General features: G+C 65.7%; 15 protein-coding genes. 9 read left to right on the top strand and 6 right to left on the bottom strand.

Features of this window, described 5'->3' with window-relative positions; translation table 11 throughout:
• Nucleotides 1-18 precede the first annotated feature (18 nt).
• The 4 genes from ORI27_RS30185 (at nucleotide 19) to ORI27_RS30170 (ending at nucleotide 2,285) form a co-directional block, all read left to right on the top strand.
• Nucleotides 19-627: a TetR/AcrR family transcriptional regulator gene (locus ORI27_RS30185; protein ID WP_266000841.1), complete on the top strand. Its 609-nt coding sequence runs from the start codon at nucleotides 19-21 to the stop codon at nucleotides 625-627.
• Entirely contained in the window at nucleotides 624-1,448 is an 825-nt protein-coding gene (locus tag ORI27_RS30180; protein WP_266000839.1) for a hypothetical protein, read from the top strand. The genes ORI27_RS30185 and ORI27_RS30180 overlap by 4 nt, the downstream gene beginning before the upstream one ends.
• A 24-nt stretch (nucleotides 1,449-1,472) precedes the next feature.
• Complete coding sequence (locus ORI27_RS30175) at nucleotides 1,473-1,901, top strand: hypothetical protein (protein WP_266000837.1); 429 nt, start codon at nucleotides 1,473-1,475, stop codon at nucleotides 1,899-1,901.
• A gap of 174 nt (nucleotides 1,902-2,075) precedes the next feature.
• Complete coding sequence (locus ORI27_RS30170; RefSeq protein ID WP_266000836.1) at nucleotides 2,076-2,285, top strand: hypothetical protein; 210 nt, start codon at nucleotides 2,076-2,078, stop codon at nucleotides 2,283-2,285.
• A gap of 68 nt (nucleotides 2,286-2,353) precedes the next feature.
• On the opposite strand, the gene ORI27_RS30165 is transcribed toward ORI27_RS30170, so the two are convergent.
• Nucleotides 2,354-3,325, bottom strand: coding sequence for an LLM class flavin-dependent oxidoreductase (locus tag ORI27_RS30165; protein WP_266000835.1), 972 nt, complete (start codon nucleotides 3,323-3,325; stop codon nucleotides 2,354-2,356).
• 269 nt (nucleotides 3,326-3,594) lie between these two features.
• On the opposite strand from ORI27_RS30165, the gene ORI27_RS30160 reads away from it, so the two are divergent.
• Nucleotides 3,595-4,386, top strand: coding sequence for an SDR family oxidoreductase (locus ORI27_RS30160; protein ID WP_266000834.1), 792 nt, complete (start codon nucleotides 3,595-3,597; stop codon nucleotides 4,384-4,386).
• Between the two features lie 5 nt (nucleotides 4,387-4,391).
• Here the strand turns inward: ORI27_RS30160 and ORI27_RS30155 are convergent, their stop codons facing one another.
• Nucleotides 4,392-5,231 (bottom strand): DUF4396 domain-containing protein, encoded by an 840-nt coding sequence (locus ORI27_RS30155; RefSeq protein WP_266000833.1) that lies wholly within the window; start codon nucleotides 5,229-5,231, stop codon nucleotides 4,392-4,394.
• A gap of 114 nt (nucleotides 5,232-5,345) precedes the next feature.
• Here ORI27_RS30155 and ORI27_RS30150 point away from each other — a divergent pair, with 114 nt between their 5' ends.
• Nucleotides 5,346-6,200, top strand: a complete 855-nt coding sequence (locus ORI27_RS30150) for an alpha/beta fold hydrolase (protein WP_266000832.1) — start codon at nucleotides 5,346-5,348, stop codon at nucleotides 6,198-6,200.
• A gap of 73 nt (nucleotides 6,201-6,273) precedes the next feature.
• Nucleotides 6,274-7,137 carry a DUF4344 domain-containing metallopeptidase gene (locus tag ORI27_RS30145; RefSeq protein ID WP_266000831.1) on the top strand — a complete coding sequence of 288 codons (864 nt, stop codon included), beginning with the start codon at nucleotides 6,274-6,276 and terminating at the stop codon, nucleotides 7,135-7,137.
• A 13-nt stretch (nucleotides 7,138-7,150) separates the two neighbouring features.
• On the opposite strand, the gene ORI27_RS30140 is transcribed toward ORI27_RS30145, so the two are convergent.
• Together ORI27_RS30140 and ORI27_RS30135 are read right to left on the bottom strand one after the other, a co-directional pair.
• On the bottom strand, nucleotides 7,151-7,951 hold the full coding sequence (locus ORI27_RS30140) for a mycofactocin-coupled SDR family oxidoreductase (protein ID WP_266000830.1): 801 nt from the start codon (nucleotides 7,949-7,951) through the stop codon (nucleotides 7,151-7,153).
• Between the two features lie 22 nt (nucleotides 7,952-7,973).
• Nucleotides 7,974-9,095: a PGRS repeat-containing protein gene (locus tag ORI27_RS30135; RefSeq protein ID WP_266000829.1), complete on the bottom strand. Its 1,122-nt coding sequence runs from the start codon at nucleotides 9,093-9,095 to the stop codon at nucleotides 7,974-7,976.
• A gap of 151 nt (nucleotides 9,096-9,246) precedes the next feature.
• Here ORI27_RS30135 and ORI27_RS30130 point away from each other — a divergent pair, with 151 nt between their 5' ends.
• Together ORI27_RS30130 and ORI27_RS30125 are read left to right on the top strand one after the other, a co-directional pair.
• Nucleotides 9,247-9,531, top strand: coding sequence for a hypothetical protein (locus ORI27_RS30130; RefSeq protein WP_266000828.1), 285 nt, complete (start codon nucleotides 9,247-9,249; stop codon nucleotides 9,529-9,531).
• A gap of 328 nt (nucleotides 9,532-9,859) precedes the next feature.
• The gene (locus ORI27_RS30125; RefSeq protein ID WP_266000827.1) at nucleotides 9,860-10,960 is read left to right on the top strand and encodes a ferritin-like domain-containing protein; all 1,101 of its coding nucleotides are present in this window, start codon (nucleotides 9,860-9,862) and stop codon (nucleotides 10,958-10,960) included.
• 8 nt (nucleotides 10,961-10,968) lie between these two features.
• Here ORI27_RS30125 and ORI27_RS30120 read toward each other — a convergent pair whose 3' ends face one another.
• Nucleotides 10,969-11,346: an intersectin-EH binding protein Ibp1 gene (locus ORI27_RS30120; protein WP_266000826.1), complete on the bottom strand. Its 378-nt coding sequence runs from the start codon at nucleotides 11,344-11,346 to the stop codon at nucleotides 10,969-10,971.
• Between the two features lie 93 nt (nucleotides 11,347-11,439).
• On the bottom strand, nucleotides 11,440-12,246 hold the full coding sequence (locus ORI27_RS30115; protein ID WP_266000840.1) for a glycoside hydrolase family 16 protein: 807 nt from the start codon (nucleotides 12,244-12,246) through the stop codon (nucleotides 11,440-11,442).
• Between the last annotated feature and the right edge of the window lie 217 nt (nucleotides 12,247-12,463).

Here is a 12,463-nt window from a genome sequence, read left to right as displayed (position 1 = left end):
GAGCGTAGGGTGGCCGCCATGAGGCCACCGCACGCCGTATCAGTGGCCGAATCGACAGCCGGGGGCGTCAGGGAGGCTCGCCGACTCGAAACCCGGGCCCGCTTGTTCGACGCCGCGTTGGCGGAGATTTCGCAACGCGGGTTGGCCGCCGCTGATGTCACTGCCATCGCCGCTGCGGCGGGGGTGGTGAGGGGAACGTTCTACTTCCACTTTCCAACAAAGGAGCACGTTCTTCTTGAGGCGGAGCGCTACGAGGAGAATCGGATCATCAGTGAACTCGGCGAGCCCGAAGGCGATCTGGCGTCGGTGCTTGCAGAAGTTGTCCATCAGGTACTCCGCGCTGAGCGTCGGGTGGGCAGCGTCGTTTTCCGGGACATGCTCGGCTTGCATTTCTCCTCAACGCGTCCGGTCGAAGACGAATTAGCGCAGCACCCGCTCGGAGAGTTTGTGGTGGGCGTGATCAGCCGGTCGCAAGACGCAGGACGCGTGTCCTCCGACCGCGATGCTGCGGAACTTGCCACGTTTTTCCTTACCGGGATGTTCGCATTGCTCGCCACCGGGGCACACGATGCTGCCCTGTTAAGTCGTTATGTGACAACGATTGTGAAGGGAATGGAGAACCGATGAATCGCACGGGCATCGAGGGCTACAGGGATTTCTTGGTCAAGCGCGACGGGGAAGCCGACCTGCTCAATAGACGGTTGGCGAATCGAGAGCAGTTTTTCAACGACCTTGAAGCGAACTCCGTGCGCTCAGCCCATCCCGCAGATCGATCAACGTTCCTTCGCAATCTGCGCCGTCGACGACCCGAACCAGGCCTGGACAGGAAGATGTTGTTTCTGCTGGCAACCGCCAAACTGAATCAGGCTGAACGGTTCGGTGTGGGACTCGGCGAAACCTATGGGCGCAACAGTGATGAAAATCTGCCGCTCGAGAACGTTTACCTCGAACTGGAAGAGCACTACCACACCCGTCTGCTGGCATATGCTCTCGAGGTCTTCGATCTGACCTTCCAGGTTGTCCCACCGCCTTTCGTGCTTCGGCAGTTCGTCAAGACAGGCGTGTTCCTCCCCCAGCGACTCGGATTTTCGGTCGTCGGGGCCGGAGAGATGGCGGGCTGCATAATGTTCGACGAACTCCGCCGCGTTGGCGTCGAACTCTTCGCCGACGAACCCAAAGTCTCCGAACGGATTGAACTGCTCTACAAGGAAATCCTTACCGACGAAATCGGCCACGTTGGCTACTGCGCGTCACGCTGCACCTCCGCAGAGCGGGCGATTATGCGTCGGCTCTACCCGTTCATTGGACGACTCCTCGCCCGCCAAACCGCCGAGATTAGTCTGCTTGTCGACCCGAAGGCGTTGAACGCACGACTCGACCTGCCCTTCGACATTGAGGAACTCACTGCCGGGCTGGACAACGAAACGTACCTCGTCACACACCCATGAGAGGACGGCTCTCTAGAACGGGGGATGCTCCGTGCAGCTTCCCAAGCTGAATGCGCGGGTTCGATTCCCGTCATCGGCTCCACCTTGAACAGCGCGAACGGTGCTCGAACTGTTCGAACCCTCTACGGCCTCGGTTCGGCGCTCTTTTCGATGTTCGGCATCATGTTCTTCATTCGCGACGCCGAATCGAAGCTGGCCGGCTCCGGCATCAGTGCCCGGCGGGCCGGCGACATCCTGGGCGCAACGGGCGACGCCACGAGTAGCGCCACACTCGATCCGGAGCGCACTGCGTGGGTGATCTCCCAGGCAACCTCAAGCATGCTCGACGCGGCAGATGCGCTGGATCTGATCATGACGGTCATACCGCTGACGGCGATCGCTCTTGCCCTGGTGCTCTTTCGTCGCAAGCGCGGTGCGCCGCCAGTGTCACGCTGCCTGAAGGCACACTGGTAGCTTCCCCCGGTCGCGCTCTTGTTCGAGATCCGACGGCGACCCCGAGCAATGGTCCTCCAGCCGTAATTCGCGCTGACGACCACACCCCGGCGGGACTCGGGAATGACCTTCGACCCTAGTCCGGACCAACGCAAGGGGCGACGCTCGGATACACGGAGACATGAGGAGGGAACCATGTACAAATTCCTGGCCGGCCTCTTCGCCGGGTTCGCGATCATCCACCTCGGTTTCGCCTTGTTCGCCGACATGGATACTCTGCGATTCTTCGGCAGGACCTGGAGCCTCGGGTACATCTGGGGTGAAGTTGTGCTCTATTCCGCACTCACGCTGCTATTCGCCTACCTGGGTTGGCGGAAAAAGACCTCCGGGGCGGCGCGCACCTAGTCGTTCCCAGCTGGTGCTGGCCGAATTCCGTTATGCAACAGGTAAACGCGGGTTGGCGATCCTTATCCTCAGCCGAGCTCCCGCTCCACCATCGGCCACACATCGTGGGCGAGCAGTTCGATCGTGCGGCAGACGATCCGCTGTTCCATCCCCATCCACTGAACCCGCGCAATCAGGCGGGTGAAACCGGTCGAGCGCGCCAGCCGCACCAATTGTTCGGCGCAATCCTCGGGTGAGCCGATGATCACCCGGCCCGCCAGCAATTCGGGGATCTCGTCCGCGGCACCGGGATCGCCGACCACCTCGCTGAACAAACCCCAGCGGTCGAACACCTGGTAGCTGGCCTGCAGGTAGGGCACCGCCTCGCGCAGCGCCGTGGAACGGTCTTCGGCCACCACGATGTTGCGCAGCAGCGGAAAGTCCGCCGGTCGCGGCTTGCCCAGCTCAGCCAGCCTGGCGCCGAACGTCTCGGCCTGCTCGACGATCACCGCCTCGGTCAGATGTGAGGAGGCCACCCAGGTATCGCCGATCGCGGTGTCGGCCAGCTCGGCCGCCCGTTGAACCGAGCGGGTCACGCTGCCGCCCAACCATACCGGCGGTCGCGGGGACCGGACGGGCCGCAGCGCCAACGACACATCGTCGACGCGGTAGTACTTGCCCTCGAAGGACACCCGGTCCTGCGACCACAGCCGGTCGATGAGGTCGAGGGATTCGGTGAATCGGCAGACCCGTTCGCGACGGTCGATACCGAGTTGGGCGAATTCATCCCGCGCCCAGCCCGCCGACACTCCCAGAGTGAAAGCGCCACCACACAGCACATCGAGGAACGCACCATCGATCGCGACCTGCAGCGGGTGGTGATACGGCAGGACCAGCATGCAGGTCGACAGCGACATCCCGGCCGCCGCGGGGGCAAGACGGGCCAGCGTCGGGAAGGGCGGCAACCAGGCCGCCGAACCATACGAAAGGTGGGTTCCGATCGTGACGCCGTCGTAGCCCCCGGCCTGCGCGATGGACACCTGCTCCACATGTTCGGCCAACCGCAGTCGAGCGGATCACCCGGGGGATGCTCCGGGTTGATGAAGAGCGTCAGCCGCATACCGACAACCTAGTCAGGTCTGCCTCTTGATCGGCGCAGTCTCGAATACCTGCCGGATTGATCGTGTTGTACCCGGCCGACCGAAAGGGAGCTTGGTGCCTGATATTCGAATGCCTTGGTCCACAACGCCTCAAGGGCTTGCCCGAAGAAATCGATGTCTATCGCGTTACTCCCCCATCGCCGCCGTAACCCATGCGGTAGACATGTGCCGTGAAGGTCGACGGATCGGTGGCGGTGGTCACCGGAGCGGGCTCGGGTATCGGCAGGTCCATCGCGGTGGCGCTGGCATCGGCGGGAGCGAAGGTGGTGGCCGCCGACATCGACGCGGATTCGGCCGCCGAGACCGCCGAAATGACCGGGGGCGTCGCAACGACCGTGGACGCCGCGAGCGCCGAGGGCATTGCAATCCTGCTCGACACCGCACGCCGGGCGTTCGGGCCGGTCGACATCTACGTCGCCAACGCCGGCATCACCGGCCAGCCCGGCCTCGGCGACGACGAAGCTGCCTGGGATCGCATCATCGACGTCAACCTGCGTGCTCACATCCGCGCTGCCAAAGCTGTTGTGCCGGAATGGCTTGAGCGTGGCAGCGGATATTTCGTCGCCGTCGCTTCAGCGGCCGGACTGCTGACTCAGCTCGGCGCGGCGCCCTACAGCGTGACCAAGCACGCCGCTGTCGGGTTCGCCGAATGGTTGTCTATCACATACGGCGACAGGGGAATCGGCGTGAGTTGCGTGTGCCCGATGGGTGTGGACACTCCGCTGCTGCGCGGCATGTCCGACTCGACCGACGAGGCGATTCGGGTGGCCGGCGCCGCCGTCACCAGCGCCGGTGCGGTGATCGGTCCCGACGACGTCGCCGCGCTCGTGGTCCAAGCCATCTCCGATCAGACCTTCCTGGTACTACCGCACCCCGAGGTGCTGACCATGTATCGGCAGAAGGGCGCCGACTACGAGCGCTGGATCGCCGGGATGCGCCGCTACCAACGCACCTTGGGATAGCCGGCTCAGAGCGCGAACTGAACGACGATCCACAGGGCGACGCCGAGCACGGCGAAGGTGAACACGGTCATCGCGGCCTTCACACCGGCGCTGGGTTGGGCCGGCTCCGCCGCGGAGGTTTCGGGCATGTCCGCCATGTCATGCCCGCCGGACATGCCGGCCATGGCGGGCTCGTCCGCCGACTCAGACGTGGACCGCCGCACGGTGAGCATCCCGTGCTTCATGTGATTGGCCACCAGCCACCAGTTGATCGGATACGCGCAGGCGAAACCGGCCGTCAGGGCCATCGACATGATGAACCAGAACTCCGGACGGGTGGGGTCGTCACCACCGGGGATCGCGCTCATCGCGAACCGGGAGGTCACGATCATGCCCGTCATCAGCAGGTTCATCGACAGCAGCTCGGGCAGGAACGTCATCCTCAGCGAGGTCAGATACGACCCGCCCGCCATGTCACGCATGGCGAACGCCTGGAAGAACGCCCATCCGAACCCGAACCCCAACACATACTCAAGCAGGAAATCAGGCCCGAAAGACAGCGCCAGCCCGGCCCCGATCGCGGCGCCGACCACGATTCCGACACCGTCTCCGGCGACGCAGTGCATGGTCGAACCGAGCACTTGGCGCCAGCGCGCCGAGATGTACTGCTCATGGGTTCCCGGAAGCGGTTCCCGGCACCCGAGGACGTACAAGAAGGCCCCGATCGGGCCGGTGAACAGGGTGATGATCACGAACGCCCACTTGAGGACGTTGGACTCCGGCGTCGTCCGCCAGATGTCGACAACGACGAACAAGAAGGACGGCACCGTGAGGATCCACCACAACAACATCGCTCCGTCGAGCATGCGAACGAGGCTATCGGCTCAGCGCCCGACGCACTGCCTCTCCGGGAGAGACAATGCAAAAGGACATGGCGAATGGGACGGGGTGATCGTTGTGGGGACAGCGGAGGCATTCAAGTGACCGGGACCCGCACCGGAGAGACGACGTGTGCCGATGGCACCGTCATCGCCCACCTCACCGCGGGCAACGGCCCGCCGCTGGTGATGTTGCCCGGCTGGTCGCAGACGGCGCAGATATTCACCGGGCAGCTCAAGAGCTTCTCGGAGTCGTGGCGGGTATTCGCCATCGACCACCGGGGTCACGGTGCGTCTTCGGTTCCCGAGGTCGGCTATCACATTCATCGGCTCGCCGCGGATCTGCATGATGTGTTGAGCGCCAACGACCTTGACGACGTCCGGCTGCTCGGGCACTCGATGGGGTGCGCGGTCATCTGGTCCTATCTCGAACTGTTCGGCAGAGAGAGGCTTGCCGCACTGATCCTGGTCGACCAGATGCCTTGTGCTCTAAGGGATCCCGCCTGGACCGATGAGACCGCTCTTCAGGCGGGCGCGACGATGGATGCCGCGGGGCTGTTCGCGTTCACCGGGCAGCTGCGCAGCGACGACCACGACCCGAGGATCGACTTCCTCACCGAGGTGACCTCACCGGGGTTCGGCCGCGATGACCTCGCCTGGCTCATCGAGCAGGGCGTCAGGTTCGATCGCCGACTCGCCGCCGATCTTCTGTTCGACGTCGCCACCCACGATTGGCGCGCCCTGATACCGCACATCGGTCTGCCGACGCTTGTGGTCGCCGGCGACTCGGTGAATGTTCCGATCGCCTCGCAACGGTGGGTGAGTCGCCAGATTCCCGGCGCACGGTTCGCACGTGTCGCCGCCCGCGATGGCGGCACCCATTTCCCGTTCCTGGAAAACCGCGAATTGTTCGACGCTGAGTTGGCGAACTTCCTGGTCACCACGTCGGCGAATTGAGAAAAGCGTCATCTCCGGCCGTTGGATCTGCGATCTTGTCAATCACCAGATCGCTTTCACGAAAGTTGGGGCAATGCGCACTCGAGTCCTGGCGGTGGTTGCGGTGGGTTTCATTGTGGTCGGATGCGGCGGCAGCAGCACCGAGGAGAAGGCCGATTCGGCCGGCGACTCCACCGCATCGGAGACACCAAAAGCCAAGGGCCCCGGCGAAACTCAGACACCAGAGGCCGGCGGAGAGATGATCGTCACCTACGACGACGCCACGAGTCCTGAGGCGATCAACGGCAAGAAGCTGCTGGAGGACAACCAGGTGCTCGAAGACCTCGCCGCCGACATCAACCGGTCGTTGAAGCTGCCCACCGACATTCCGCTGCACGGATCGCAGTGCGATGAGGCGAACGCCTTCTGGAGCCCGAGCGAGAAGACCATCACCATCTGCTACGAGGACGCGGACCTGGGCGAGAAAATCTTCACCCAGGCCGGCGATCCGGACCCGATCGCGTCGGCCATCGGTTCCGAGGACGCGACCTTCTATCACGAGACCGGCCACATGGCGATCACCCTGTACGACCTGCCGATCACCGGAAAGGAGGAGGACGCCGCTGATCAGCTGGCCGCCTACCTCCTCCTGACGCCCGGTGACGACGGCACAGTCGATTCCGAGTCGGTGGCGGCCGTCAAGGATTTCGCGCGGGCATTCGCCGCATCCGCCGCAGCCCGGACCGAACTGAGCGCGGACGATATGGCCGACGTCCACTCGTTGGACGCACAGCGCGTCTACAACCTCCAATGCTGGATCTACGGATCCAACCCCGAGGCCAATGCCGACATGGTCACTGACGGTGAGCTTCCCGAAGACCGCGCCGCGGGGTGCCCGGAGGAATGGCAGCAGGTCGACCACGCCTGGTCGACGTTGCTCGACGAGCACTGGAAGTAGCGGCGCCGGTTCGTCAGTGCAGTCGAGCGCTGCCGCCCAAGCCGATCTCCAGCACGCTGCCGGTGACGACACCGGGGTCGGTGACCAGATAGAGGAGCCCACGGCTGACGTCCTCGGGTTCGATCCACGGCTGGGGTATGGGATTGGCCCGCATCATCCGTTGGATCAACTCGTCGGGAACACCGTCGCTGTCCACCGGCTGCACCATGGGCGTGTGCACCGTCGTCGGGCAGATGACATTGACCGTGATGCCGTCCTTGGCGAGCTCCAACGCCAACGACTTCGCCAGGCCGATGACTCCCCACTTGGTGGCGTTGTACGCCGCCAACTCCGGGATGCCCATCCGACCGCCCATAGAAGACGTGACGACGATGCGACCGAATCGCTGCCGCCGCATCACCGGGGTGGCCGCCCGCAGAGTGTGGAACACGCCCGTCAGATTGGTGCCCACCAGCTGTTCCCACACCTGGTCGGTTACCTCGTCCAGCGGTCCGGTGCTCACAACACCGGCGTTGGCGACCAGGATGTCAAGGCTTCCCAAGGTGCTGACGGTCTCCTCGATGGCCGCACGCAGCGCGTCCGCGTCCCGCACATCCAACACGATCGGAAGGCAGAGGCCGCCAAGCTCTTCGACCTCTTTGGCGGTGTTGCGAAGATCGTCCTCGGTGGCCAGTGGATACGTCAGGTTCATCGGACGGGGCACGTCGGCGATGACGACCTTCGCGCCTTCGGCGGCCAACGCCAAGGCATGCGCGCGCCCTTGCCCGCGTGCTCCGCCGGTGATGAACGCGACCCGACCCTCCAGCGCAGCCATGGACAGCGAGCTTAGTGACTGCTCACGCCGGGCAGAGATTCACCAGGCAGGTGATGGTCGACAGGGCCGGCACCGAGAGGCCGACGCCCGGCAGGCCCGGCACGCCCAGACCGGCCAAACCGCTCCCCGCAGCACCGCCGGCCCCGCCGGAGGCGGTATCCGGAAAATTCGCGTAGCCGTTGCCACCGTTGCCGCCGGCCCCACCCAGCCCCAGTAGGTCCGTGGCGTCGCCGCCGGCCCCGCCCGTTCCGCCGATCGCCTGACCCGCGACCAGGGATCCGCTGTCCAAGAAGTCGTAGGCATCACCGCCGGTGCCACCCGCGCCGCCGAGCAGCGTGCCGTCGCCGCCGGCCCCGCCCGTTCCGCCGATGGCGGTCAGCGGATTCCCGCCGAGACCGGTGAACTGCGTCGTCGCGGCCACGTAGTAGTTGGTGTAGGACCAGTCCCAGATCATCGCCGCACCGCCGGCCCCGCCGTTGCCCCCGGCGCCGGCCGTGCCGGTACCGCCCGCCCCGCCGGTACCGCCGATCACGGTTCCGGCCTGGTAAGCCCTGCCGAACAGACTCGAAGAACCGGTGAAGTATCCGAGCCCCAGACTGAGCACGGCTCCGCCCGCACCGCCGTTGCCGCCAGTAGCGCCGGTACCGCCTGCGCCACCCGTCCCGCCGGAACCGGCGATCAGCCCGCCCGTCCCGCCGGCTCCACCGTTACCACCGGTAGCGCCGGTGCCGCCGGCACCGCCCGCCCCGCCGGTACCTCCGGTGCCGAACAGGAACGCCGCCCCGCCGGTGCCACCGTCCTGGCCGTTGTCGGTGCCGAGCCCGTCCGCGCCGGCGCCGCCGGTGCCGCCGTTGCCGATCAGTCCCCCGTTGCCGCCGTTGCCGCCGGCCAGGCCGGACCCGGCCGGCGGGGAATAACCGTTGCCGCCGTTGCCGATCAACCATCCGCCGACCTTGCCGTCCGGGCTGTCCGCGGTACCGTCGGCGCCATTGCCGACGATCTGCCGCCCATCCCACTCGTTGGTGACGATCGCGACGATGACGTCCTCGATGCTGAACTGCTGTCGAGGCCCCAGGATGCTCAGCAGGGTGGGACCGGTGTTATCGATCACCCCCTGGGCGAGGTTGCACAGTATCTGCTGCACAGTCGGGAACGTGCTCGTTATGGTGGCCGCCGCCACCGGGGTGCTCGCGGCAGCGGGCGCCGCCGCCGCGAGTGTGGCCGGGGTGGCCGATTTCGTCGAGACGTGACGGTCTGGGGCGGAGGGTGCGACGTGTCCCACCGCCCGGACAGCGGTGGGACTGCCGGCCGCCGAGCGCGCCGCGGCGGGGCTCGTGGCACCACGCGCGGCGGTCGACGTCTTGGGCACCGTGGTGGCGGCGGGCCGCGTCGGTCGAATGCTGCCGGTCGCTCGTAGCGTGCTGGTGGGTCGCCTGGCGTTGTGTCTCGCCGGCGTGGAGCGGCCGCTGGCGCCGACCGCGGGCCCCTTGGCGTCGTGGCTCGATGAGGGGGATCCACCGGTCCCGCCGGTCGAGGGCTCGGCGTGGGCAACCCCGGTTGTGACGGCCAGCGACGCGTAGACACCGACGGTGAGGGCTCCGGCCCCGAGCAAGAGGGATACGTCAGCGTGACTGCCTTGAGCGCGGTGGCGGCCCGCGGTGCGCTGCGCGTTCACCTTGGTCCGCCGTGTCGCACGGTGTTGTGCAGCCATATGCGTCCCCGATACCTCACTGATCGCTCGATCAGGGTAGCAATGTGCAACCTTCGCGGTCTGACAAATGCTCGTTCGACCCGCCGGGTGCGGGCCGGCCGTCGGGTATGGTCCGTCGGCTGCCGGCCTTGACGGCACGGTCGAACCCGGCGCACTGTGATATACGTCACCGGGTATCAGGCGAGAGGCGGCGGTTCATGACCACGAAGGACAAGTACACCGAAGTGCCCGACCCGTACTCGTTGGATATGCCCAGCGGCGGCGACGCGCGCTTCACCTGGGAGTACGACGAGGGGCGCGCTCGACTCCTTTCGCTGTATCAGAAGGGCAAGGACAAGCAGTGGGACGCGCAATCCCGCATCGACTGGGCTCAGGACGTCGACCCGATGAACCCGGTCGGTCTGCCCGACGAGTTCCATCCCCTGTTCGGCAGCCCGATGTGGGACGCTGCCGACGACGCGCGTCGCGCGGTGATGCGTCAGCACTTCCAGGCCTGGCAGTTCTCGCAGTTCCTGCACGGCGAGCAGGGCGCGATGGTGTGTGCGGCCAAGATCGTCGAGGTCGTCCCGGACATGGACGCGAAGTTCTACGCGGCCACCCAGACGATGGACGAGGCCCGGCACGTCGAGGCGTTCTCCCGGTTCCTGCAGGAGAAGGTCGATCTGGTCTACCCGATCAACACAAACCTGACCTCCCTGCTGGAAGACACCCTGCGCGACTCGAGATGGGACATGCCCTACCTGGGCATGCAGGTGCTCATCGAGGGCCTCGCCCTCGCCGCGTTCGGGGTGCTGCGCGATATGGCGGCTCCGGATTCGCTGGCCAAGCAGGTGCTGGCCTATGTCATGCAGGACGAGGCCCGACACGTCGCGTTCGGCCGCATCTCGCTCAAGGACTACTACTCCGCGCTGACCACGGCCGAGCGGGACGAGCGGGAAGAGTTCGTCGTAGACGCCTGCTACCTCATGCGCGATCGGTTCCGCGGCGAGGAGGTCTTCGAAACCCTCGGCATGGACGTCAAAGCGTGCGCCGAGTGGGTCGACACCTCACCATTGATGATCCAGTTCCGCTCGCACCTGTTCAGCCGCATCGTGCCGATCGTCAAGGACATCGGACTGTGGGGTGACAAGGTACAGAAAGCCTTCCGGGACATGGGTGTTCACGATATGGCCGGCTTCGACATCGAAGCGCTGATGAAAGCCGACGAGGATCAGGCCGAGGCGCTGGACAAGGCGCACGCCGAGATGGCGGCCCGGGCAGTCGAGGTGGACGAGGTGATCACGGCGGGCGCGAGCTGACTCGGCCGCTACGCCGGGGGCGCGAGGGAAACCGTGGTCGGTTTCTCGTCGACCGACTCAGCGGTCAGCGTGGAACTCGCCTCCACCGTCGGGCCGGCGGCCAACTCCTGCTCGCCCAGGCCTATGCACTCGTTGGTGTTCGAGCCGGTGCAGGGCACGCCGTCGACCTCGGGCAGCCCGCCACCCACCGGGGTCGTCACCTCGACGACGTCGGTTGGCAACGCCGGCATGCAGACGTCGGTTGCCGGGTCGAGGGTCTCCCCGGGCGAGCACTTCTCCGCCATCACGACGGGCTCACGCTCGTTCGCCACCGTACCGACAGCCAGCGCGCCCACGGCGCCGAGTGCCACGACCGCCAAAGAGCTCTTCCACGACTTCCACCGCATTGCCACATAGTGACCGACGAAACGCATCAGCGCTGGCCGAGCATCAACTGTTCACATCAGTGACACATTCGGCGGTTTGCTGAAACGAAACTCCTACCAGACCCGCACGTAGTCGACGAGCATCTCCGCCGGATAGGTGCCCGGCCGCGGATCCCCGCCGCCCGAGCCGCTGACCGCGAGGTTGAGCACCGGGAACATCCGGTACTCAGGCAGGTTGAAGGGCCAGTCGTCAAGGGAGAACGCCGGAACCGTGAAATACGGCTCGGCCCCGTCGACGTAGTCCTGCCAGAAGTACATCCCGGCGTCGTTCCACGTGACTCGCCAGGTGTGCCAGTTGCTGTCCACGCCGACCGGCTGGGTCGCGAACGAAGTCCCGTCAAGACGGGCGTGAACTGTTGTGCCGGAGGGCCATTCGCCGTTGCCATACCACTCGACGAGGTCGACCTCGCCACCGGCCACCGGATGGTCGTTCATCAGCCACCAGGCCGGCCAGCATCCCGCCGTGAGGCAGTTGAACTTGATCCGGGCTTCCCACGTGGTTCCGAGTCCGCCCCACCAGGTTCCGACGACCTTGCCGCTGACGTACTTGTTGGCATCACGCGTCGCGCGGATGACGAGATTCGAATTGCCGTCCAGGAAGACATGCTGACGGTTGTCGCGGTACTGGCCCATGTTCTCGGGCCGATCCCAGAACACCGGGTTCTTGATGAGCTCGCGCGCCTTGGCGATGTTCCACTTGGCCGGGTCCGGGGCCGAGCCGGCCGGACCGTCGAACTCGTCGTGGAAGAGGTAGGCCGGGGCCGCGGCATTGGGTGCCGGCGCTTGCGGGCGGATCGGTGTGGCTCCCGCACTCGGCATCGGCAGCGCGGCGGCGACGGCACCGAATCCCGCCATCAGCATCAGACTTCGACGATCAAAATCAGGCACCGCTAAACCATAGAGCCGAAACCCGGCGGGGCAGGTATCTGGGGGCTTAGTGGGGCCATCGTGGCGTCACCTTTGCCGTTCACCATCCCGACCGACCCACCGGGACACCCGCTGAACTGCGCACATCCGCTTCGTTGGGCCGGCCAACCGGCCAGCAAAGAACTGTGCTGCGTCGGTAGTGGCCGTACTC

It is taken from the genome of Mycobacterium pinniadriaticum, from assembly GCF_026242045.1.
GTDB classification, from domain to species: domain Bacteria; phylum Actinomycetota; class Actinomycetes; order Mycobacteriales; family Mycobacteriaceae; genus Mycobacterium; species Mycobacterium pinniadriaticum.
The sequence above is the reverse complement of the archived record's forward strand: the minus strand, read 5'-3'. Positions and strand labels throughout refer to the sequence as shown.

Coding starts and splice junctions, on each gene's coding strand:
- ORI27_RS30185 (WP_266000841.1), top strand. CDS start 19: ATGAGGCCACCGCACGCCGTATCAGTGGCCGAATCGACAGCCGGGGGC.
- ORI27_RS30180 (WP_266000839.1), top strand. CDS start 624: ATGAATCGCACGGGCATCGAGGGCTACAGGGATTTCTTGGTCAAGCGC.
- ORI27_RS30175 (WP_266000837.1), top strand. CDS start 1,473: ATGCTCCGTGCAGCTTCCCAAGCTGAATGCGCGGGTTCGATTCCCGTC.
- ORI27_RS30170 (WP_266000836.1), top strand. CDS start 2,076: ATGTACAAATTCCTGGCCGGCCTCTTCGCCGGGTTCGCGATCATCCAC.
- ORI27_RS30155 (WP_266000833.1), bottom strand. CDS start 5,231: ATGCTCGACGGAGCGATGTTGTTGTGGTGGATCCTCACGGTGCCGTCC.
- ORI27_RS30145 (WP_266000831.1), top strand. CDS start 6,274: ATGCGCACTCGAGTCCTGGCGGTGGTTGCGGTGGGTTTCATTGTGGTC.
- ORI27_RS30140 (WP_266000830.1), bottom strand. CDS start 7,951: ATGGCTGCGCTGGAGGGTCGGGTCGCGTTCATCACCGGCGGAGCACGC.
- ORI27_RS30125 (WP_266000827.1), top strand. CDS start 9,860: ATGACCACGAAGGACAAGTACACCGAAGTGCCCGACCCGTACTCGTTG.
- ORI27_RS30120 (WP_266000826.1), bottom strand. CDS start 11,346: ATGCGGTGGAAGTCGTGGAAGAGCTCTTTGGCGGTCGTGGCACTCGGC.
- ORI27_RS30115 (WP_266000840.1), bottom strand. CDS start 12,246: ATGCTGATGGCGGGATTCGGTGCCGTCGCCGCCGCGCTGCCGATGCCG.